22 protein-coding genes and 1 tRNA gene are annotated in these 22,246 nt (G+C 41.3%); 14 read left to right on the top strand and 9 right to left on the bottom strand.

Annotated elements, in window-relative coordinates; all coding sequences use genetic code 11:
* Positions 1 to 63: 63 nt before the first annotated feature.
* The 4 genes from FAI40_07295 (at position 64) to rfbD (ending at position 3,985) form a co-directional block, all read left to right on the top strand.
* Positions 64 to 1,566 (top strand): hypothetical protein, encoded by a 1,503-nt coding sequence (locus FAI40_07295; GenBank protein ID QCE35154.1) that lies wholly within the window; start codon positions 64 to 66, stop codon positions 1,564 to 1,566.
* Positions 1,567 to 1,622: 56 nt separating this feature from the next.
* Positions 1,623 to 2,216: an NAD(P)H-dependent oxidoreductase gene (locus FAI40_07290; protein QCE35153.1), complete on the top strand. Its 594-nt coding sequence runs from the start codon at positions 1,623 to 1,625 to the stop codon at positions 2,214 to 2,216.
* 258 nt (positions 2,217 to 2,474) lie between these two features.
* The gene (gene rfbC, locus FAI40_07285; protein ID QCE35152.1) at positions 2,475 to 3,083 is read left to right on the top strand and encodes a dTDP-4-dehydrorhamnose 3,5-epimerase; all 609 of its coding nucleotides are present in this window, start codon (positions 2,475 to 2,477) and stop codon (positions 3,081 to 3,083) included.
* A complete protein-coding gene (gene rfbD, locus FAI40_07280) occupies positions 3,083 to 3,985 on the top strand; it encodes a dTDP-4-dehydrorhamnose reductase (GenBank protein QCE35151.1) in 903 nt (300 codons plus the stop codon). The genes rfbC and rfbD overlap by 1 nt, the downstream gene beginning before the upstream one ends.
* A gap of 202 nt (positions 3,986 to 4,187) precedes the next feature.
* Here the strand turns inward: rfbD and FAI40_07275 are convergent, their stop codons facing one another.
* Complete coding sequence (locus tag FAI40_07275; protein QCE35150.1) at positions 4,188 to 4,493, bottom strand: hypothetical protein; 306 nt, start codon at positions 4,491 to 4,493, stop codon at positions 4,188 to 4,190.
* A 37-nt stretch (positions 4,494 to 4,530) separates the two neighbouring features.
* Between FAI40_07275 and FAI40_07270 the strand changes: the two genes are divergently transcribed.
* The 4 genes from FAI40_07270 to FAI40_07255 all read left to right on the top strand — a co-directional run bounded on the left by FAI40_07270 (position 4,531) and on the right by FAI40_07255 (position 8,455).
* Entirely contained in the window at positions 4,531 to 5,520 is a 990-nt protein-coding gene (locus FAI40_07270; protein ID QCE35149.1) for a hypothetical protein, read from the top strand.
* A 139-nt stretch (positions 5,521 to 5,659) separates the two neighbouring features.
* On the top strand, positions 5,660 to 6,616 hold the full coding sequence (locus FAI40_07265; GenBank protein ID QCE35148.1) for a ribose-phosphate pyrophosphokinase: 957 nt from the start codon (positions 5,660 to 5,662) through the stop codon (positions 6,614 to 6,616).
* Positions 6,617 to 6,660: 44 nt separating this feature from the next.
* A complete protein-coding gene (locus tag FAI40_07260) occupies positions 6,661 to 7,323 on the top strand; it encodes a histidine phosphatase family protein (protein ID QCE35147.1) in 663 nt (220 codons plus the stop codon).
* Complete coding sequence (locus FAI40_07255; protein QCE35146.1) at positions 7,274 to 8,455, top strand: Na+/H+ antiporter NhaA; 1,182 nt, start codon at positions 7,274 to 7,276, stop codon at positions 8,453 to 8,455. The genes FAI40_07260 and FAI40_07255 overlap by 50 nt, the downstream gene beginning before the upstream one ends.
* A gap of 49 nt (positions 8,456 to 8,504) precedes the next feature.
* On the opposite strand, the gene glnA is transcribed toward FAI40_07255, so the two are convergent.
* Together glnA and FAI40_07245 are read right to left on the bottom strand one after the other, a co-directional pair.
* Positions 8,505 to 9,887, bottom strand: coding sequence for a type I glutamate--ammonia ligase (gene glnA / locus FAI40_07250; GenBank protein QCE35778.1), 1,383 nt, complete (start codon positions 9,885 to 9,887; stop codon positions 8,505 to 8,507).
* 225 nt (positions 9,888 to 10,112) lie between these two features.
* Positions 10,113 to 10,436, bottom strand: a complete 324-nt coding sequence (locus tag FAI40_07245; protein QCE35145.1) for a YggT family protein — start codon at positions 10,434 to 10,436, stop codon at positions 10,113 to 10,115.
* Between the two features lie 175 nt (positions 10,437 to 10,611).
* On the opposite strand from FAI40_07245, the gene FAI40_07240 reads away from it, so the two are divergent.
* Positions 10,612 to 10,687: transfer RNA gene (locus tag FAI40_07240), tRNA-Ala, on the top strand.
* A 208-nt stretch (positions 10,688 to 10,895) separates the two neighbouring features.
* On the opposite strand, the gene FAI40_07235 is transcribed toward FAI40_07240, so the two are convergent.
* From FAI40_07235 to FAI40_07225, 3 genes are all read right to left on the bottom strand, one after another.
* A complete protein-coding gene (locus FAI40_07235) occupies positions 10,896 to 11,576 on the bottom strand; it encodes a DNA/RNA non-specific endonuclease (protein ID QCE35144.1) in 681 nt (226 codons plus the stop codon).
* Between the two features lie 54 nt (positions 11,577 to 11,630).
* The gene (locus tag FAI40_07230) at positions 11,631 to 11,825 is read right to left on the bottom strand and encodes a superinfection immunity protein (GenBank protein ID QCE35777.1); all 195 of its coding nucleotides are present in this window, start codon (positions 11,823 to 11,825) and stop codon (positions 11,631 to 11,633) included.
* A 332-nt stretch (positions 11,826 to 12,157) separates the two neighbouring features.
* Positions 12,158 to 12,478, bottom strand: coding sequence for a hypothetical protein (locus FAI40_07225; GenBank protein QCE35143.1), 321 nt, complete (start codon positions 12,476 to 12,478; stop codon positions 12,158 to 12,160).
* Between the two features lie 185 nt (positions 12,479 to 12,663).
* On the opposite strand from FAI40_07225, the gene FAI40_07220 reads away from it, so the two are divergent.
* Complete coding sequence (locus FAI40_07220; protein ID QCE35142.1) at positions 12,664 to 13,779, top strand: TIR domain-containing protein; 1,116 nt, start codon at positions 12,664 to 12,666, stop codon at positions 13,777 to 13,779.
* Between the two features lie 2 nt (positions 13,780 to 13,781).
* Here FAI40_07220 and FAI40_07215 read toward each other — a convergent pair whose 3' ends face one another.
* Complete coding sequence (locus FAI40_07215; GenBank protein QCE35141.1) at positions 13,782 to 15,290, bottom strand: NAD(P)H-hydrate dehydratase; 1,509 nt, start codon at positions 15,288 to 15,290, stop codon at positions 13,782 to 13,784.
* A gap of 184 nt (positions 15,291 to 15,474) precedes the next feature.
* Here FAI40_07215 and FAI40_07210 point away from each other — a divergent pair, with 184 nt between their 5' ends.
* The gene (locus tag FAI40_07210) at positions 15,475 to 17,556 is read left to right on the top strand and encodes a DUF4357 domain-containing protein (GenBank protein QCE35140.1); all 2,082 of its coding nucleotides are present in this window, start codon (positions 15,475 to 15,477) and stop codon (positions 17,554 to 17,556) included.
* A 16-nt stretch (positions 17,557 to 17,572) separates the two neighbouring features.
* Here the strand turns inward: FAI40_07210 and FAI40_07205 are convergent, their stop codons facing one another.
* Entirely contained in the window at positions 17,573 to 18,895 is a 1,323-nt protein-coding gene (locus tag FAI40_07205; protein QCE35776.1) for a DUF2130 domain-containing protein, read from the bottom strand.
* A gap of 160 nt (positions 18,896 to 19,055) precedes the next feature.
* On the opposite strand from FAI40_07205, the gene FAI40_07200 reads away from it, so the two are divergent.
* Together FAI40_07200 and FAI40_07195 are read left to right on the top strand one after the other, a co-directional pair.
* Positions 19,056 to 19,580 carry a hypothetical protein gene (locus FAI40_07200; GenBank protein QCE35139.1) on the top strand — a complete coding sequence of 175 codons (525 nt, stop codon included), beginning with the start codon at positions 19,056 to 19,058 and terminating at the stop codon, positions 19,578 to 19,580.
* Positions 19,581 to 19,675: 95 nt separating this feature from the next.
* Positions 19,676 to 20,377 carry a pirin family protein gene (locus FAI40_07195; protein QCE35138.1) on the top strand — a complete coding sequence of 234 codons (702 nt, stop codon included), beginning with the start codon at positions 19,676 to 19,678 and terminating at the stop codon, positions 20,375 to 20,377.
* 14 nt (positions 20,378 to 20,391) lie between these two features.
* Here the strand turns inward: FAI40_07195 and FAI40_07190 are convergent, their stop codons facing one another.
* Positions 20,392 to 21,516, bottom strand: coding sequence for an agmatine deiminase family protein (locus tag FAI40_07190; protein QCE35137.1), 1,125 nt, complete (start codon positions 21,514 to 21,516; stop codon positions 20,392 to 20,394).
* Between the two features lie 235 nt (positions 21,517 to 21,751).
* On the opposite strand from FAI40_07190, the gene FAI40_07185 reads away from it, so the two are divergent.
* Complete coding sequence (locus FAI40_07185) at positions 21,752 to 22,222, top strand: nuclear transport factor 2 family protein (protein QCE35136.1); 471 nt, start codon at positions 21,752 to 21,754, stop codon at positions 22,220 to 22,222.
* Positions 22,223 to 22,246: the final 24 nt, after the last annotated feature.

The following is a 22,246-nucleotide window of genomic DNA, read 5'->3' as shown; positions in this document are numbered from 1 at the left end:
AGAAGAAAAGGTCAATCTCACAAATCATTTAAAAGATACATTCTCGTCCTTTTCCACTAAAAAATGAAATTTTTCTGCATGACAAAATCCATTCTTGCTAAAAAGTCCACGTCTTCCAAAACGAAAAAGCAGCAAGCTGCCACCGAACAGGAAAACAATTTAAATTCACTCAATTCACAGCAAAGAAAGGCTGTGAATGACATGCTGAAAATGAAAAAAGGGCAATATTATCTCTCCGGTGCAGCAGGAACCGGCAAAAGCTACACTGCCTATGTTACAATGTTAGAATTGCTACGTAAAAAACGCCAGAAACGCAGCAAAGGCAAAATTCTTATTTTATGCCCGACCCATATTGCAAAACTTCAATTCACCTCTCGCTTACCCCGCCGCTTAATTGAAGGGAATAACGCCCGTATAGATCTATCAACAGTCGCCGCCTTTCTGGGATCTTCGCCACAGACAGATAAAATCACAGGACAAGATCACTTTTCACGTGGTGAATTTCGGAATGCGGATGGATATTGCACTATTTTTGTCGATGAATCTTCCATGATTGGTAACCATGAGCTAAGTGAAATTTCGAAAGCCTCCAAGGAAATTCCAATTTTCTATCTTGGCGATCTTAACCAACTCAAACCTGTTATGAGCAAATCGGGAGAAAATCTTTTAGAAGAGATGCAAGGAACACGTCTCACGACACAAATGCGTAGTGGTGGCCCGGTTCTTGAACTTTGTCAGAAACTTCGAAAAAAACTTATCTATCCCGAACAGAGCCAATCCGAAAAAGATGCTTTTGGTAACACGGCTTCTATCCATGTTTTCGAATCACGCAGTGACATGATTGAAGATTTTCTAAAACAGCTTAAAAAATCCCAAGAACCTTGGAATATTGCCTATCTCGCCTACACCAATCTAGCCGTTGAACATGTCAAAAAATTAGCCCATGAAACGCTTTATAGTAATGAAATTTTTGCGATTGGAGAATATGTCCGTTTAGGTCGCCCATGGGTATTCAAAGGCAAAGATCTCGGCCATCGTGGCAATATCTTACAGATTAAAAAAATTATCGGTAAAGAAACTAAGGAACTCGCACGAGATTTTATCTGTCCTGTTTACCGACTTTCTGTAAAAAATATCGATCTTGGTATAGAAGGCGAAATCGAATGTGTCTCCCCCGATGATCAAACGCAGTTTGTAGACCTTCTAGACAAGCTCTACAAAGAATGCCGCAAACTTTTTACAGAAAAACGGATGGATGATTACGAACTTGCACGTGCCGAAGTTGATCGACTGAAAGATTTAGGTAATTTAAAATCGCCCTATGCGCAAACCATTCACAGCGCGCAAGGCAGAACGATCCCTTGTGTTTATATTGATACGTTCAATATTGCAGAGCAAGGGAGTGGCCGGCGGCGTTTAATGTATGTTGGCTGCTCTCGCACACAATATGATTTAAACACAATCAAAATTACGGACGAAGACAAAAAAGAAATGAAGCAACGCCGCCTCAAGCATCGAAAAGCTCATTCAGAAAATAATTTAACAACGCTGCGAGAGCTTTGGTAAATTAAGACTCTACCCTTTTCCCATCTACACAAATTTTGTTTCGAAGGAATTCAGCAATGACGAAAAAAGCATTTATCATCAATGGCGGGAAAAGCTACGCACACTCCCACGGAAAATTAAACACCTACCTTGCTAATGTTGCAGCAGATTATTTCAAACAACTAACAGGTTGGGAAATCCTAACGACAAATATTGCAAACGGTTACGATTGTGATGAGGAAGTCGAAAAATTTTTACAGGCAGATCTCATTCTTTGGCAAACACCTGCTTGGTGGATGGGTGTGCCATGGGAAACAAAAAAATATATTGACGAAGTCTTTACCGCGGGACACGAAAAACTTTACCAAAATGACGGACGAACTCGTAAAGATCCAACCCGAAAATATGGCTCTGGCGGACTTCTTCCAAACAAGCATTATATGCTTGCAGTCACATGGAATGCCCCCAAAGAAGCGTTTACCGAAAAAGATCAATTTTTTGAAGGGAAAGGCATCGATGCTGTTTATTTTCCACTTCACAAAGCGAACCAATTCCTTGGAATGAAGCCCCTCCCTACCTATATATTTAACGATGTCATCAAGGATCCGCAGATTGAAAGAGACGTGGTACAATACCGAAGGCATCTCGAAAAAATTGCACTTTCTCTTTAGAACCCGAAAGGAAATTCAAAATGGCAATTAGAGCTATTCAAGAGGAAAAAGAAAAGGCCGCACGTGTCTGTAAACCTGAGCAAATCAAACGTAAAAAAATTAAAGCTGCAAGGGATCAACAAAGACGCACCTGCCGCAAACGCCGCCGCAAAGAGAAAGAAGCCACTGTCGGAAAAATTAACTTTAGAGGTTAACCCTCTGCTAAGGAAGAGTCTATTTCTTAGACTCCTCTTTTTACAACCTATCCAAGATTGAACTATGCAAATCCATCCTTTTTCCATCAAAGGCCCTGCCCTTTTTATTCCACGCATTTTTAAAGATCCTCGCGGTGCTTTCAGCGAGATTTATAATCAAGCAGCCATGCACAAAGCAGGCCTAACAGTTGATTTTGTCCAAGATAATCAAAGCATCTCTCTCCCAACAAATACAATCCGTGGTCTTCATTGCCAAAAACCGCCTTTTGCGCAAGGAAAGCTTGTCCGTTGTGGTCATGGGCGTATCCTAGATGTGGCGATTGATGCCAGAACAGGCTCTCCAACCTATGGGAAATGGGTTTCAGCTGTTTTAAGCGCAGAAAAAGGAGAACAACTTTGGGTACCACCAGGCTTTTTGCATGGATTCCAAACGCTAGAGCAAAATTGCCTTGTTCTCTACAAATGCACTGCTCCCTATCATCATGCTTCAGATGCTTCTGTTTTGTGGAATGACACAGACATTTCTCTAAAATGGCATGATCTCTCAGAAACGCCTGTCCTTTCAGAAAAAGACGAGAAAGCAGCAGGGTTTAAAGAAATCAACAACTGGTTCCCTTACAAAGATTTCCCTGATCTTGCAATTCAATTTACAGAAGAAAAGCCTCTATCCTAATGAATCAAAACGCCCCTATTCTTGTTCTTGGGCATGATGGACAAGTCGCAACATCTTTGCGCCACCTTGCAACAGAGCAAAAAATTCCTTTGAAAGCTGTCGGCCATGCAGAGTTAAATCTTGCAACAGCGGCACAAGCGGATATTTCAGATCTTCTTGAAAAAATTAACCCTTGGGCTATTGTGAATGCTGCCGCTTTTACACAAGTGGATAATGCAGAAAGCCAACAGGAAGAGGCTTTTGCAATCAACCAAAAAGCCGTGGCCTTTTTAACCAAAGCCTGCCAAGAAAAAGATCTTCCTTTTGTTCATATTTCAACAGATTATGTTTTTGATGGCTCAAAAGGCCAACCTTACTTAGAAACAGATCCCGTTGCCCCTCTTGGCGTTTATGGCAAAAGCAAAGAGGCTGGAGAGCAAGAAGCGCTTAAATATAAAAAATCTATTATTTTAAGAACCTCTTGGGTTTACTCAAGTTTTGGAAAAAATTTCGTCAAAACAATTTTAAATGCTGCCGTAGCACGTCCTCTCCTTAAAGTCGTCGATGATCAAAAAGGCAACCCAACGTCTGCACCTGCCCTAGCACAAGCAATTTTGTCTATTTTGCAAAAAATTCAAAAACAGGGATGGCAACCAGCCTTTGGTGGCATTTTTCATGCTACTGGACGGGGGGAAACAACGTGGTATGGTTTTACACAATTTCTTTTAGAACGGCGCAAAGAACTTGGTCTTTCCGTACCAGAGCTTTTGCCTGTTTCAACAAGTGAGTATCCAACGCCAGCAAAACGCCCTGCCGATTCTCGCCTAAGTCCGCAAAAATTAGAATCTGTTTTTGATTTATCTCTTCCTTCTTGGCAAGAAAGCAGTAAACGCATTGCTGAAGAACTCTTAAAAGCGGAATGAGGCAATGAATTTCTTTAAAGCAAAACTCGCAAATATGTTTAAATATTTTCGGGTATCACATTATACAAGCCCCGAAAGTGTCCCTGTTGTGAGCCTTAAAGGAATGATCTACATGCAAATTGCCATGTTTATTTTCATCATTCTCGTTGCACTTTCTCAAGGTGCGGTAGAAACCATCTAAGCTTCCTCTCTGGCAAATGCCTCAATAGCGCACGAGCCAGAGAGCCGCTATGAGCAACATGCTTCCAAACGCAAAGACACCTAAAAAAATACCGATAAAAACAGCCTTTAAGAAAGAAAATTCTTCAATTTTCTGAAAAGGATAGAAGATCATTTTTTTGAATAAGACACAAAAACGTCGGAAGAATCCGCTCTTTCTTTGAGTAACTTCTTGAGAATATTTTACAGGAGGTACTTTTTCAATCTCTTCCACAGGATCACTCCATAAACATAGACAAAACAGGAATTTTTCCTGATGGATAAGGACATTTTCTGTTATAAATAACAAATAATTTATCCTTGGTGAAATTTTGAAAGTTTTCGCATTGAGACCAATCTCTACTTTTCTCGTTGGGACAAAGGCACTTTTTTGCGCATTTTGCCTCTCTGCGTGCAGTATCCATCACCCTTTTGCTAATCCTAATCTTTCAACACAAATTTTAACACAGAGCAATTTGCCAACACCGCTTTTAGCCGTTCCCGTTCCTGAAACAGCTAGAATAAGTAACCATCTTGCCGCTGACCGACTCACACGCAGCCTGACCAGCGCTCTCGTTGCTCAAAATGTTCCTGCTGTTAGCCGAACTCCCGCCAAGGGGGACTGGTGGGTTGACTTAGAATCACGCTCGGAAAATGGCTCTATCGTCATCCATTATGCGATTATGGGAACAAATAATCTCATTCAATCTCAAGGGGACACTGATCCCATTGATGAGAAATTTTGGAAAAATGCTGATCGAGAATTGCTTAATACAATGGCGCTTCAGATGGCGCCAATGATCGCCAATGCCCTCACTGAAATTCGATCCGATCGCATGTTGCACGATACCGCCAATATACAAGCCCCTTCCCGAATTTTCTTTAACGGTGTGGAAGGCGCACCAGGAGATGGAAATCTCCTCCTCGCAAGATCATTCTACGCAGCCTATCCTAAAAATGGCGGCACCTTGCTTAAAAATGGCACTGGAGCGGACTTCATCGTCCATACTGAAGTTAATCTCTCAAATGCGCCTCCAGATCCACAAGGGAATTCCCAACAGCAAATTGAACTGATTTGGCATGTCCAATCAACTCTAGACAAAAAAGAAGTTGGTGCTGCAACCCAAATTCACACAATTCCAGCACATTCATTAGATGATCATTGGGGAGATACAGCCGTTGCTGCTGCAACTGAAGCTGGTGGAGCTGTTTCACAAATCATTGCAAACTATACAGGCAAGAACCAAAAATCACTGCTAGCGCCAGAAAGTAAAATTTTAAGTGAGCCTTCTTCCAAGCCTGACCCGATGAACACACCTGTAGAGAAAAATTACTAAAACACGTGTATAAAAAGTAAATTTTATGGGTTTTACTCTATCAAGGCACGCTTTTAAGGGAGGAAAATATTTTATATTTTCCATCTCTCTGCTAAAAGTTTCTATGAGAGATCCATTTAACTCGGAATGAGATGATATAATGAAGATTGTCGCCTGTAATAGTAATTTACCCCTCGCAGAAGCTATTTCTAAAGAGACAAGAATACCCCTTTGCAAAAGTTCTATCCGCCGTTTTGCAGATGGAGAAATTTTTGCAGAACTTCTTGAAAATGTTCGTGGGGAAGATGTCTTTGTTATCCAAAGCACTTGTGCGCCAACCAACGACCATCTAATGGAACTGCTTATCGTTCTTGATGCATTGCGTCGTGGTTCTGCAAAACGTATCACTGCCGTTATTCCTTATTTCGGCTATGCGCGACAAGAACGCAAATCAGGTCCAAGAACACCTATCAGTGCAAAACTTGTGGCAAATCTCCTAACAGAAGCTGGCGCAAACCGTGTTTTGACAATGGATCTCCATGCAATGCAAATTCAAGGCTTCTTCGACATTCCAACAGACAATCTCTATGCCGCTCCTCTTTTTGTGCAGGACATTAAAGAACGCCTGCCAAAAACAATGGAAGATTTCTCAGAAGAAACCGAAGTTGTTATCGTTTCTCCAGATGTTGGTGGCGTGGTGCGTGCCCGTCAGTTAGCACGCCGTTTAAATGCTGACCTCGCCATCATTGATAAAAGACGGGAGCGTGCAGGCGTTTCTGAGGTCATGAATGTGATTGGAAATGTCAAAGATAAATATTGTATTCTCGTAGATGATATTATTGATAGCGGAGGATCTCTTTGCAATGCTGCCGCAGCGCTTATAAAACATGGCGCAGCAGGCGTTGAAGCTTATATCACACATGGCGTCCTCACGGGGAAAGCAGTCGAGCGTGTTTCTGAAAGTGACCTTCGTATGCTTACCTTGACAGATACAATTCCAGAAACAGAACAATCTGCGGAAGCACCTAACATCCGCTATATCTCGACAGCTAGACTTATTAGTCGTGCAATCAATGCGATTGCTGAGGAGAGTTCGATCTCCATTCTCTTTGAATAGAAGTCTTCGTAACAGATACCTTTGATGAAAGTTTGTTTTCTCCAATGTCTTTAGAAAAACAAAATACAGAGCCATCGACTGAAAAACTCGTGGAAAAAGATTTTTGGTTTCTACGGCATGGAGAAACAAATTGGAATGTGGTGAGACGTTTTCAGGGTTTAAGTGACATTCCTCTCAATGATCATGGACGGGAACAAGCCAAGGCTGCGGCACAGCTTTTAGTCCCTCTTTTTCAGAAAACAAAACAACCTTTTGATATTCTTGTTTCCTCTCCTTTATGGCGTGCGAAAGAGACGGCTGAAATTGTTCAAAAAACGATTAAAGCAGAAACAGGCATCACCTTACCGCTTCATGTTGAAAATCTTTTGATAGAAGTTAATTTCGGCATCAAGGAAGGAACACTGCCAGATCCAACCGATCCTTGGTACAAAGAATGGATGCATGGGGCTCCACCGCCTAAAGGGGCTGAAAGCTTCCAAACATTACAAAAACGTATTTTAAAAGGTATGAATAAAACCTTTCAAAATTTTTCACAAAAAAAGATTATGTTTGTTGCCCATGGTGCTGTTTTTCGGGCTGTTCGGGGCGCTTTATCACTTCCACCAGAATATTCGCTTCCAAATGCGACGCCCGTAGCCCTCTTTCCGCCAGACATTTCTGGGCAAAGCTGGAATTTTAACCTGCATACAGTCACAATTCTGGCATAATTTTTTGAAAAATTTTTTATTTTCAGCACAAATAAGAGGCTTAGTGCTCGTTTTTAGTGCTGTTTTGGGAATCTTTGTCGCCTCATCGCCTCTCAAAGAATCTTATCACCTCTTCCTTGAAACAGATTTTTGTGCCTTTTTCCCTCTCTCTGGCCTAGATTGGGTGAATGAAGGCTTTCTCGGATTTTTTTTTGCTATTTTAGGAATTGAACTCCGTGCCGATTGTGAAATAGGCCCTCTCCGCAATTTCAAATCTGCCCTTTTCCCACTTTTTGGCGCTATTGGCGGTATGGTGCTGCCAGCTTTCATTGCCGTTATTGCCAGTCTGACAGCGCCACAAAGTGCTGGTTTAGGCGGATGGGCGATTCCAACGGCAACCGATGCGGCCTTAACCGTACCGCTCCTAGCTATGGCAAAAGCGCTGCCGACAGGAATTCGAAGCTTTGTCAGTGCCCTCGCAATTTTTGATGACCTAGGGGCAATTTTTGTCCTCGCCCTTTTCTATGGACATCCGCCCAACCTTACTTGGCTGGTAGATGCTCTATTCCCGCTAGTCCTCCTGTTTTTCTTAGGGAAATCAAACCTCAAATCTTCTTTAATCCTTCTTTTCTCCCTACCACTTACCTTGCTCTTATGGATTTTTCTCTGTCATGCTGGGGTTGCGCCTGAATTAGCAGGGTTAGCTTGGGGGCTATGCCTCCCTCTCAAAAGCGGTGAGCGTTTATTTGCCCTCTTAGACCTCCCTATTGCCTGGCTTATTCTACCTCTTTTTGCTTTCTGCAATACAGGGATTGATCTAACGAAATGCAGCTTGGATTATTTGCAAAGTGGTTCGTTTCTAGGCCCATTTCTTGGACTTTTGCTTGGAAAGCCCCTTGGTATTGCAGCAGTTGTCGTCTGTTGCGAAAAACTTGGTCTACCAGCACCTTGGCATTCAAATGAAAGACATTGGCTCATTGGGGCTTTTCTCAGCTGTGGCATTGGTTTTACGATTTCCCTCCTGCTTTCACGCCTTGCTTATCCTGAAATCGAATGGCAAATGCAGGCTGAAGCAGGCGTTGCCCTTGCTTCTACCCTCTCGGCTGTTTTTGCCTATTTATTCTTAAAATCCTCTGACGCAAAAACCCAATAAAAAACCTCCCAATGATGGGAGGTTTTTATTTCTAGCTTTCTAAGGAGTCTTAGAGAGAATAGTACATCTCAAATTCCACAGGATGTGGGCTTTTTTCCAAACGCAATACATCTTTCATTTTCAAATCAATATGCGCCTGAATTTGCTCTTTTGTGAAGACGCCCCCTTCTAGTAAGAACTCATGGTCTTCTTTCAAAGCCTGCAAGGCTGAACGCAAAGAATGGCACACTGTTGGAATTTTATTCCGCTCTTTTTCAGGAAGCTCATAAAGATTTCCTGACATGGCTTCACCTGGATGAATTTTTCTTTTAATCCCATCAAGACCTGCCATGAGCATCGCAGAAAATGCAAGATATGGATTAGATGTCGCATCTGGGAAACGTACCTCAACACGCTTTCCTTTTGGATTATTAACCAGAGGAATACGGCAAGAGGCAGAGCGGTTCGCAGCAGAATAAGCCAAAAGAACAGGGGCTTCAAAACCTGGGAGTAAACGCTTATAGGAGTTTGTCGAAGGATTGGTTAAAGCATTTAATGCTTTTGCATGATGCAAAATACCGCCAATGTAATAGAGCGCCGTTTCAGAAAGCCCAACATATTCCTTACCTGCAAAAACAGGCTTGCCTTCTTTCCAAATAGACTGATGAACATGCATTCCTGAACCATTTTCACCCAAAATTGGTTTTGGCATGAAGGTAACTGTTTTACCGTAAGAAGCCGCGGCATTGATAACGCAATATTTATAAATCTGCATGTTATCCGCCGCCTTAATCAAGGAAGCAAAACGAATACCGAGTTCATGCTGAGAACGTGCGACTTCATGATGGTGACGTTCTGGATTTAAGCCCATCTCTGCCATAAGCGAAAGCATCTCTGCACGAAGGTCCTGTTCGCTATCCACAGGATTGCTCTTCATATAGCCGCCATTATGGCCAGGACGATGCCCAAAATTACCTTCGGCATAATTTTTTAAGCCGGCTTCAGCGCCCTCGGTGCTTTCCAAATTATAAGTGCTGTAATGGCCTCCAACGCCAAAACGGGCATTATCAAAAATAAAAAACTCCCCTTCTGGCCCAAAGAAAGCCTCATCGCCAATGCCAGTGCTTTTTAAATAAGCCTCTGCACGGCGGGCTGTTGCACGAGGATCGCGCGGATATAGCGCACCATTGACAGGATTCACAACATCACAAAGGAGAATAAGTTGCGGACGGGCTGAAAATGGATCTAAAACAGCTGTCTCTGGATCTGGAATTAACGCCATGTCCGCTTGGTCAATCGCCTGCCACCCTGGAATCGAAGACGCATCAAAGAGAAAGCCCTCTTCAAAACTTTCGACTGTTAAAGTCTCGACGGCTTGCGCCACATGATTCCATTTGCCATCTGGACTTGTGAATCGGAGATCTGCGAAATCAATATTTTGCTCCTCAATCATCTTGAGGACTTTATTTATAGATGCCTTTGAATGCTTTTTAGCTGGCATTAACGATTTTTTAGAAGATGGCATGGGTTAAGACCTTAAGAAAATGAAGTGTAAATTAAAGTCTTCGAGAAGACTTTTCTTTGTATCTCACATTTTTTTGATTTTCCAGTCTGTCGCTTTTTTCCTTTGTTTGCTATCCTTTTATTCCCTTGAGAGAAAAGGAACTTACAGCAATCCTTAATAAACGCCGTAAAGTCCAATAAGGCCGTGCAAAATGCTCCTTAAAATATAGGGCAAAAGGAACTGAAGCGTCAGCAAAAGTGCTAATGGCGAAAGGTCAATCATACCAATCTGCGGTATAATCGCACGAAAAGGTGCAAGCGCTGGTTCAACAAGATTCACCAGCACCTGATAGACTGAAACCATAAAACGATTATCTGGATTGATGAGACCGAAGGTCAGCACTGTCCCAACAATACAGTAAGCAATAATGACGTATATATATGCGTCCATTAAGAAAAAAAGTAGATTAAAAACAGTCACTAAATACTGCACGTTCATTTTCCAATTCAGCTCTTTGTCGAGCTTTTACAATCCAAATTACCCCTAAGATCTAACGTATTTTGCAAAAAATGAGAAGATAACACGCCTTCAATCCTCTTTTCTAAGCAAAATCCCTCTTGACCTTACCTGAAAAAAGAGTATTTGATGGTTTGCGTAAAGTTTCGGCTTTCGTGGGGCTTTAGCTCAGTTGGTAGAGCGTGTCGTTCGCAATGACAAGGCCAGGGGTTCGACTCCCCTAAGCTCCACCAGAATGCAGTATATTCTGCTAAATTCTGGGAGATTTTATGAAAACTTCCAAGCTTCCTGCTCAGTAAATTCCTGCTTAATTTAGCAGCTTTAAGTTTGTATCTTGATTCGTGTTTCCTAGGTTACTGAATGATCTCTTTTTTAGTAAGAGCTTTTTTCTAAAGCTTTTGAGAATATTATCTTAAACACAAAAAGATAAATAGAATATCTCTACCCGAAAACCGTTATGCCAATCTTTTTCTCAAGCTCGAAAATAGGCATCTTCTTACACTTAGGGGCTGAATTATTCTCACAAAGAACAGACCATCCATTCCCTTGATTTACATCATAAACGGCTTTCCAAATATGACTTGGTATTTTGATCTGATTACGTCCAACCGTGCCTTTATGTTCTAGAAAAGCAGGGCCTGTAACAGCGTACACGTCACCATTTGTTCTCGCTTCTAACCTCGTGCGAAACTCTATTTTACTCCAAATACGAGAGCTCATCAGTTCGTTTTGAGGTATAACATTCGTAAACGCAAAACTTTCCCTTCTAGCACTCTTGTTGGGCATATCTCCTGAAGGGGCTAGACAGCCTTTTCGCCAGCCAGATTTCCTATAATCTGCAAGCGTCGCCTGATATCCTGAAGCTATTTTAGTATCTCTATGGAAAACTTGAGGAGCACGGAAAGCTTGAGCATTAAGAACGCTCGTTCTTGTAAGATGCTCAGAGCTCCAAAGTGGCTCCTTCATTTGCTTCGAGAAACCGACTGCATAACCTTCTTTACACAGGGTCGCAATTCGCTTTCCTGTTAGTGGCTCTACACCATGCAAAAAGAGTGCTGGGCAGTTGCTATCAGCAAGCGCAAATGATGGATAGAAAGCGAGAAACAAGAGAAAACGCTTCATAAATGACCTTTGATACTATCAAGCCTTGCTAGAAAGCCCAGCCCATTAAATTCTTTATTTCAACGCCATTATAAGACAAACAATCCAAATAATGAGCGTCCAACCAAAAAACAAATTCACGAAAAAGATAGAAACCGTATTATTTGTTCCTCGGCACACAGCAATTGCCCAAGGCAGTAAATACCCTAACGTACAAATTGCAAGAATGATCGCTATTATTTTGACCACTGCTTTAACGGAAACACCCAAACTCTTCGCCAAAAAATGTAAGATGCCTTCCACAAAGTAACCCTTTCCTCAACGTTTAAATTTTCAGTTATTCTAAAAATAATCCACAAAGCTATCGCTAAAATTTCTGCTAAAGAATCCGCTGATTCTTAAACGTTTTCAGAACGAAGAGCTTTTTGTAAGACTAAACGAGACCCTAACTCTACGCTATGCTTTTTTAAGAAACCATACTTAGAAATCTCTTTTTATTTTTCTTATTTTTTCATAGAAAATCTGAGCTTTCTTATGAGCTCTTATCCACACAATTAAATAAAGAAGCTGTCTATAATGCGAATTGCCGAAAAGCTCGGCCATTAAGCTTGCGCTTTTGTCAGTTCTTCTCTGATAAGAAGGGCAAATTTGCGTGCAAAGAGTTTTGCATAGCTCTGATGGCTGGCAACTCTGCGTTCTGGCGATCCTGAATCCATCACAAGCTCATTCATGACCTGCTCTACAATTTGAGCATCTGTTCCCTCATCTTTTTCGGGCAGACGTCTTGCCGCTTCAGCGATCATGGTCAGTGCATGATCCTTATGACGCTCCATATCAAGCTTATTGCCCCCGAGGACGCTACAGCCGTGCTGAATGGTAAAAATAATATCTTCTTCTGCGGTTAGCTGTTTCGTTTCCGTCATCTATAATTACCTTCTTCAATAAGTTGTATTTCAAATACTCTTAAACAAACGCATAAATAGACTATTTTAGTACAAAATGAAATTCCTCCGATGGCAGAGACTCTCTTTTCAAGCGGTTTTACGCTATACTTCTCACAAGAAATTCAAAGATAAAGAGACTAAACACTCAAAGAAAGGCATCGAAAATGACGGTACGAGCTTTCTTGTCCTATGCAGTTAAAGACAAAGCTGGCGCACGAGAAGTTGAAAAACAATGTGAAGCCTTTACACAATCTGGTCGCTTAGAAATCCTGCAAGATACAGACGAAAAAAGAGCGTTAACCGTCTCTGCCGAGAAAAAAAAGCAAATTGAAAATGCCGATATTTTCATCGCACTTTTTACGCAAGATTATGTTTATAATGGCGCTTGCCGAGATGAGCTTTATATCGCCTTGCAACTTCATCTTGCTGGCAAATTAAGCCTTCTCCCGATTGCTTGGAAAGAATGCCATTGGACCTCTATCTCTGGTACGATTCAGCGTCTTACCCTTCCAAAAGATAAACGTATTGTGACCTATGCCGAAGGCTGGAAAAAAAATCCGAAAGAGCCCTGGGATCAAATTCTAAACCGTCTTTCCTTATATCTTCAAAAAGCAGAATGCCTCTCTAAAAATCCAGACTATAAAGCTATTCCTACGCCAATTATCAAAACCTCTCAGGATATTTTAAAAGCAAAACCGGTTCCTTTGCCCGCCAATGAAGCGATCAGTGTCACGCCTTTAAAAAATTCAGAAAAAGATCGGCAAGAATTCGTGCGTCAGAGTTTGCAGACAATTTGCTGGATCTTTCAGAAAAGACTCCTGAAATATCAAGAAGAAAATCCCGCACTTAAAACAGAATTAAGTATTCACTCGGAAACGCATTTCACCGCTAAAATCTCTGACCAAGACAAGAGTCTCGCAGAAGCCTCCCTGACCGTTGCCAGCCGAAGCGATCCTGTTGCCATTAAAATGGGAAGCGGTCTTCCTCCTTCCCTGCTTTGCTATCATGAAGGGACTCTTAAAGATGGTAATTTTGCCATTTCAATGGGAGAGTTTCTCCTAACAGGCAATGGGCGCATGGAAATTTCGAACAAACCTTCCTGTATTTTGGAAGTCATTGAAGGCCCTTCTTCCCTTGGCTGGGGGCGCTCTAAAAAACAGCGTTCAAACATTCGGACAAAGCTTTCTATCGCAGAACGCCCTTCTAAAAATGGTTTCACGCCAGAGGAAATGGCCAATATCTTTTGGGAATTTTTTGAAGAGCAGCTTGAAATAAAATAAGCCTATCTGCTTCTGTGCGCTTCCTCTGCGGCTTGTCTTGCATGCCCCAGCTCTCTTGCAACATCTTCTGCAATTGGCCAGCCACCTTCCTTTTTTGCCGCCCTTCTGCCAGCCTCGCCATGAAGCCAAGCAGCGGCGCAAGCAGCCTCCCAAACCTCCAAGCCAGAGGCTAGGCACGTTCCCGCAACACCAGAAAGCACATCGCCCGATCCAGCTGTTGCCAAAGCAGGTGTTGCATGGGTGTTAATCGCAACACGCCCATCTGGAGAGGCAATAATAGTCTCCTCCCCTTTAAGTAAAAGCACCGCATTCAACAAACGAGCGCCTGCAAGCGCCGCAACCATTCGGCTTCCTTCATTTTCCCTCAGGTTGAACGTCCCTTCAGTTCCAAATAAACGGCTAAATTCCCCTTCATGCGGCGTTAATAAACTCACCCCTTTTAAACAAGAAGGATTTCCAGAGGCCATTCCAAGCAATCCTGCATCCGCAATAAGATGCACATCCGCACTAGAAAAATACTGAAAAGCCTCAGAAGCCTCCTCCTTTGTTAAGCCTGGCCCACAAACCCAAACGTTACTTTTTGGATTTTGAAGCAGAACTTCAAGGGGTTCTAAATCCACGATCAAACCCGGCGTTCTTAAAAAAAGAGGAAGAAGCGCTTCTTTAGGAGAGGCAACCCTAACAATACCTGCTCCGCTCCGCCGAGCGCCTTCCGCAGAGAGACAGGCTGCGCCGGGCATTAACGCACCACTCACGATACTGACAACCCCACGGCTATATTTATTATAGCCATTCCCGACAGCTTGAAGCGGAAGATGCCAAAGGCCGGGCTGATTATAAAAAATTTTTACATCAACAGCGCTAAGCGCCTCTAAAGGTATGCCAATCTCACGAACCTCAACAAAGCCACATTTTCTACTTGCTGGAGATAAAAGATGCGCAGGGCGTTTACGGGTAAAAGTAACTGTTAAATCATAATCAGCAACATCACCACATAACTTCCCATCATTCGATGCAACCCCACTGGGGACATCTATGGCCAGCAAATTTTTTGCCGCCTTAAAAAAAGTCGAAATCTCTAAAGGCAGTAATCTTTCTGAAGAAAATCCTGCACCAAAAATACCGTCTATAACCCACGCATATTTGCCAGCTTCTGCGACAGAAAAATCAACCATTTTTCCTTCAAAAGCCCAGCGTTTAGAAGCTTTTTGCGCTAATTCTGTTTTAGGGGGCTGCCATGCTGCCACCGCTACTTGATACCCACGCTCTTTCAAATAATGGGCCATGACATATCCGTCACCGCCATTATTTCCAGCCCCAACGGCAATTAAAACAGAATTTTCAGAAGAAACATGTTCACAAAAAACATCGGCACAGGCACGGCCTGCATTTTCCATCAATGAATCAAGATGATCTCCTGCGGCTTGATCCATCTTGGCCGTATCTTCTGCGGTCAATAAGGCAAAAGGCGAAAGAACTGTTTTTTCTAAACTCTCTTGGCGCATCATCATCCCTTTCTCATTCTTGACGGGGAATCAAAAAGAATATTCCTCTGCCTCATACTCTTCCTCAAGGACGTTTTAAACCAGAGAAAAGAGATAATATTTCTCAAAAATTTAAAAATATCCGCCTCTTGTCTCCGGATCTCGAATGTGATCTTCTGAACTTAATGTAGCCATTGTAAAGCTTAAAAACATGCAAGTTAAAGACGAACGTATTCTTTCTGGCCTAGAAAAAGGTGACCTTCAATTCATCCTTCCTCTTTTCCAGCGCTCCTACTCTTGGCAAAAATCCAACTGGGAAACACTTTATCAGGACATCAGTGAATTAGCTGAAAATGATGAAAACAGCGCAACGCATTTTACGGGATCCATCGTAACTTCTCCTAAACCTGGCAATGAAAACCATGTGCAAGAGCTTCTCCTAGTCGATGGCCAACAGCGCCTCACAACGGTTTCACTTTTTCTTGTTGCGCTTCGCAATAAATTCCGAAACCTAGGCTGCAAATCCAGAGCTGAAGAAATTCAAAATCGCTATCTCATCAATCAGTACAAAAAAGACAACAAAAAACTTAAAATTCTGCCTCAAAAAGCAGATCTTTCCACTTACATCAACTTGCTATTAGGTGAAGGATTTTCTGAACAAGATCACTTAATGGAAAAAGCTGTTACTTTTTTTGCTTCTAAACTTAAACAGCCTGCAGAAAACGATCTTTCTTTAGAAGAATGGCTTAATAAAATCTTTGAAAAAGGTGTTCAGCGTCTAAAAGTTGTCTGGATTTCTCTAGAAAAAGATGATGATGCCTACGGCGTTTTCGAAAGCTTAAATGGTAAAGGTCTTCCTCTTAATCAAACAGATCTTTTACGCAATCATTCCATGATGCTCTTTGGAGATGTCCATCTTCAAGAAAAAAACTCAGCGGAAAGTTGGGAGAAAATGGATAAGCTCTTTCAAACAGAGCAAGACAAAAAAATTGAACAGGAATTTTTTCGCCGTTGGATGATTTCACATGGCTCAAAAATTACTAAAAAAGCCATTTACGAAAAAGGCAAAAAACTTTTCGATGAACTAAATCGAAAAGAAGAGCTTCTTTCTACCCTAAGGACACTCGCAAAGATCGCTCCTTATTTTAAAGCTTTTTCTCAAAAAACAGATGAAGAAATTATTCCTCCTAAAATTCAAAAATCCTTTGATAGACTACGGCATATCGGCTGTGCGAGCGCCTCTTCTGTCATTCTAATTCTTATAGAAGAATTTTTAAAAGAACCAGAATTAGAAGAAGACGTCCTTGCATCACTTAAAATTATGGAAAGTTACTTTCTAAGACGTGATGTTTGCTGTTTTACGGCGAATGCCGAAGACAAAGTGTTTTCTGACCTTTGTATTAAATTAAGGGAAACAGGTCGCAACTTTTCAAATATCTCCACATTTATTACAGAATTTTTATCCAGCATCAGCGGTTCTGGTCGCTGGCCTTCAGATAGAGAATTCAAACGTTCCTTCCTTGATACTCCTCTTACGGATTTAAATAAAAAGGCAGGCGGAGGTTTAAGCTTCTTCATTCTTTCAGAAATTGAAAAAGAATCCTCTGGAAAATTCTCTCTTAAAAATAGCCGACTTCTGCCTATTTTTCCAGAAAACCCTTCTGAAAGCTGGACGAGAGGCTTTTCTTCACAAGAAATAAATGATTGCAAAGAACACGCCCTTACTTTCGGAAATCTCGCACTAATCCGTGAAGAGGATTACTTACCCAGGAAAGGTGCTTTCACCTATTTTGACGATCTTAAACGTTGCTTACAAAAAACGCCGTTTAAAATTAACAGCGAAATCCTTAAAACGAATCAGTGGAACTATACTTCTATTAAAGAGAGAGGGATCGCATTCTTTAATATAGCAAAAAAAATCTGGCCTTTTTATAGCGGATTATACAGCGAAGAAGATGCCGAGATTTTTACCTGTAAAGCCGAGGGTATTTGTGCCAAAGGGACACCTGCTACTCAAGGCAATGGATGGATTGTCTCAGCAGGGTCTATTGGGCGATCAGAAATGACACAGGAAGACTATTTTCAAAAAGAAAGAAGCGCCAGATCAGACCTTCTGCATGATAATGCTCTAAAAATAGAGGGAAATAAGCTCATCTTCTTAAGAAATGTCAAATTTACCTCTATCAGCGCCGCTTCTAAATGTCTTTTTGGCACTTCCAGACAAGGCCCTGAAGACTGGCTGGACAGACAAGGATTCAGTTTTGGAAATAGAAGAAGAGAAGGAGAGCTTTAAGCTCTCCTTTCCAGATCTATTCCTCTAATTTTTTGAATTTTTCACTCATCGTTGGGTTACCTCGAGTAAGTTTTTTAATCGAAACGCTTTGGGCTTTATCATTTGCAAGGCGGAGCTGATTGTCTGTTGTTACAAGCGCTTTTCTGGTTTTTTCCAAATGGCTGATTGATTTATCAATTTCCTCAATCGCTTTTTGAAAATGTTTACTCGCTGTTTCATAATTTTTACCAAAAGCATTTTGAAAATCCACAAGCTTATTTTCAAAATTTGTCACATCTAGATTTTGCGCCTTCACCTGCGCCAATTCTGCCTTATATTCCAAAGATTTTTGCCCAGAATTTCGCAGCAATCCAATCAGCTGCATAAAAAATTGTGGCCGAATAACATACATTTTTTCATAACGGTGCGACACATCGACAATGCCCGTATTGTAGTAATCATTATCAGCCTCCAGCATAGAAACGAGAACTGCATACTCACATTTCTTCTCTCTACGGTCTTTATCCAGCTCCTTAAAGAAATCTTCATTTTTCTTTTTCGTTGCCGTTTCGCTATTTTCATTTTTCATTTCAAACATGATGGAAACGATTTCATTTCCCTCTAAATCAGATTCTTTAAAAATATAATCGCCTTTAGAGCCCGTCCTCGCATCATTATCTTTTTCAAAATAAGCAGTTTGAAAGCCTAAAGCCCTGTTTTTATTGAATTCAATCTCACAATGCTGTTCTAAAGTTTCTCCAACCATTTTTGTAGAAAGACGTGCCTTCATATCCTGCAATCGCTGAATCTCACTTTCTCGATCCCTAAGCTTAACTTCATAGCTTTCTTTAAGAGAATTTTCTGCACTTTCTCTCTCCAGCTTTGAACGATCCAAATCGTTTTTGAGCTTATCACGTTCTTTTTCAGCTTGAGAAACAGCTTCGGTCACAGCTAATTTTGTTTCTGTTTCTTTCTCCCTCAACTTTCCTTCTAAAGCCTGTATTTTCTTCTCAGCTTCAAAGACAAGTGTACGAGATTCGTCTTTTGCCCTACTCTCTGCTAATTCAGCAACCTGTTTTTTATCCGCTTCAAACTGTTTCTGCTTTTCTTCAAAAGTTTGAAGCTTTCTTTCTAAATCTTTAATGCGATCCTGCGCCTCAGCTGATTTTTTATCATAATCACGGGCAACTCTCTCTTCGACTAGCTCTAAATCTTTTTCCTTCGCCTCTTCAATGAGTTTAAGTCGTTCCGTTAATGCCTCATAAAATTCTTGATCATGAACCTGTTTTACAATCGCAGCATAGGCCGTGGCTTCAACAGGGACTTCTTTACCGCAATAAGGACATTTAATTTCATTCATCATCTTATTTCTCATTCTTTGACTTCTGAAAATTCAGCGCTCTTTTTATTTATACGCCATCAATACAACTTCGCCCATCCATTCAATCTTCCCTCTCATACAAGAAAATCTCAAGAGAAAAAGAGGTGCGCTCTGCTTTGTGAAATGATATTTTTGAGAGATGAAATTTCTTTTCTCTCTCTGTCTGCTTTTACCTCTTTTCCTGTTTGGAAAAAATGTTCATGCGAGCAATCTGCCCAACGTCCAGCCTCATACTGTCTATGTTTCAGAAAAAGCAGGAAATTGGAGCTATCTTCCAAAAATGAATGCAAGTGGCAATCAGACTTTTGTCTGTCTCGCACTTGCAGATTCTGTACCTTATGCCGTAACCCTTAGGGGAATTGAAAATGAATTTTCCCTAACGCTCACAAATAAATCTTGGCGCTTATCCTCGAAAGACACGTCAAAAATTCTATTGACGGCACTTCCCTTTAAACTTGAAAAAACATTTTATCCTGTTGATTCTTTGACTTTGAGCACAACGCTCTCACCAAAAGAAAAAGAGACTTTGATACGGCAGCTTATAAAAAATGAAAAAATACATTTTCAGTCACAAAAAGGCATTTCTTTTAACCTCTCCCTTTCAGGAAGTCACCGTATTCTGCCCTTATTCCAACAATGCCTCAAAGAAGTACACACGCCATAAAAAAGACCTTATCTCTTGAATAGGAGACGGCTCAGCCATAACTCTCACTCTGAAATATATTCAAACCAATCCCTCTTGGGATTATGAGGCACAATATGATTGAACTTCGTCCCTACATGCATTTAGGACAGGAAGATTATGGCTGGCTGCAAACACGCTACCATTTTTCTTTTGCTAATTATTTTAATCCTGCCCGTATGGGATGGGGAAAATTAAGAGTCTGGAATGATGACATCATCGCATCAAAGGCTGGATTTCCTCCACATGCTCACCAAGATATGGAAATTATCACCTTTGTTCGGCAAGGCGCTATCTCCCATCAAGACAGTCAAGGGCATAAAGGGAAGACAATAGCTGGAAATGTTCAGGTCATGACAGCAGGATCTGGCATTCGCCATAGTGAATATAATCTTGAAAATGAAGAAACCCGCATCTTTCAAATTTGGATAGAAACAAATCGAAAATCCCTCCCCCCCTCTTGGAATCAAAAAGAATTTCCCAAAGCCCGGCGAGAAGGAAAATTCGATGTTCTCGCCTCAAACCTTGAAAGCGATAAAACGGCTTTGAAAATAAATAGCGATGCAAAAGTCCTCGGTATGGCATTTCACCAAGGGCAAAAAGAGGAATATCATTTTGAAAACGATCGCCTTGGCTACCTCGTTGTTTCCGCAGGGAAAATCGACCTAAATGGATTTCTACTCAAAAAGGGCGATGGCGCAGCTATTGAAGACGAGAAGATACTCTCTCTTAAAGCTTTAGAAGAAAGCGAAGTCCTTCTCGTCGATACAGCGCCCTAATGAAAAAGTAAGATTTAGCTTTTTGATTTATCATAAAGCATCGGCTGTTGCTGTGTCACGCAATGAATGCCACCTCCACCTGCGGCGATCGCATCAATTTCAATACCAACAACTTTACGGTCTGGAAAAGCCTGCATCAGACGAATTTTTGCCTCTTTGTCAGATTCCTTATCGCCATAAAAAGGCATAATCACCCCCCCATTGACCAAATAATGATTAAGGTAACTCGCCGCAAAATCCTCTGTTTGAAATCTCTGCTTGGGGTCTGATGGCGTATCCATTGTGGTTACCAAAAGTTTACGCCCTTTGGCATCTGTTGCCTTTTCCAAAATCTCTAAATTTTCCCGGGTTAAACGATAATCTGGTGAATAATCATCCGTTTCAAGGGAAACAAAAATCTGGCCAGGCTTAATAAAACGTGTATAGAAATCTGTATGAGAATCTGTAATGTCGATATCTTTTTCGCCTTTCAGCCAAATAATCTTTTCAACACCTAACAAGGCTTTCAAATCTGCCTCAACGGATTCTTTTGATCGATCAGGATTTCGATTATCATTAAGAACACAGCTTTCTGTCAAAATAAGCGTTCCCTCGCCATCGACCTCTAGAGCCCCCCCCTCAAGTGTCAGCTGTGTCTCTAAAATTTCCGCCCTAATCTTATTCCCAATAAAATTAGCAATCTTACTGTCTTCCTTATGGAATTGCTTATCGCCCCAGCCGTTAAAATTAAAATCAATAACGCCTAGCTTTGAGCCCTCTTTTATCTTTTCTGGCAAAACAAAAGTCGGCCCTGAATCCCGAAGCCAGCAATCATTTAAGTCCGCTTGAACGAGGAAAATATCAAGCTCATCTTTAAAAACACCACAGGCCTCTGCATAATCTTCTGGACGCACTAACAAATTAACCTGCTCAAATTCTGCAATCGTGCAAGCAATTTCCTCTAGTTCATTTTTAACATAAGGTGCTAACTCATCGCCCCAAATTGCTGGCGAAGCATAATAAGCCATCCAAGTCAAAGAATGGCGTGCACTTTCTGCTGGCATATAATAAGGCACAAATTCCTGCGCTTTCATTTGACGTGGCAACATCATCCCTAAGCCTGCTGCCCCCAAACCTTTGCAAAAATGACGGCGTTTCATCTTTCTCTTGCTCCTTAGGGTCACATAAATTGCCATGATACTGGAATATTCATCTCTATTTCAGTCACAAAGTAATCATCTAAAAATTTCCTCAATTGAAACAATAGAGAAAAGCTTGCCTTATTGCTTTCTATTTAGCAGAAAATTATCTGTTCTTTTGCAAAAGACTTCAAAGAGCCTCATAAATAAAGATTTCACATTAAGAAATCCTTTTTATGCTTATGAAGAAAAATAGATGAAACAGAATTTTCCTCCCCTGCCGCCTTTTACGAAAGAAAACGCGCTTCAAAAAGTTCGAATGGCCGAAAATGCTTGGAACAGTCGAAATCCCGAAAAAGTAGCTCTTGCCTACACCGAAAACAGTCAATGGCGTAACCGTGATTCCTTTCTTTCTGGCAGGGCAGAAATTATCGCTTTTCTCACAGAAAAATGGCAAAAAGAACAAGACTATAAGCTCATAAAATCCTTATGGGCCTTTAATAGCAATAAGATTGCTGTCCGGTTTGCATATGAATGGCGAGATAAAGCAGGACAATATTGGCGATCTTATGGAAACGAAAACTGGCTTTTTGCGAGCAATGGCCAAATGTCCGAACGTCATGCCTCTATCAATGATGTCAAAATTAATAAAAATGAGCGCAAGCTTCTTTGGGAAGATAAAAAGCGCCCCGATGACTTTCCTTCCCTTTCTGCTCTAGGATTATAAAATAGCAAACGGTCTCATAAAGAA

It is taken from the genome of Acetobacteraceae bacterium (assembly GCA_004843345.1).
Classification (GTDB): domain Bacteria; phylum Pseudomonadota; class Alphaproteobacteria; order Acetobacterales; family Acetobacteraceae.
Note: the sequence above shows the minus strand (reverse complement) of the source record. Positions and strands in the feature narration are given on the sequence as shown.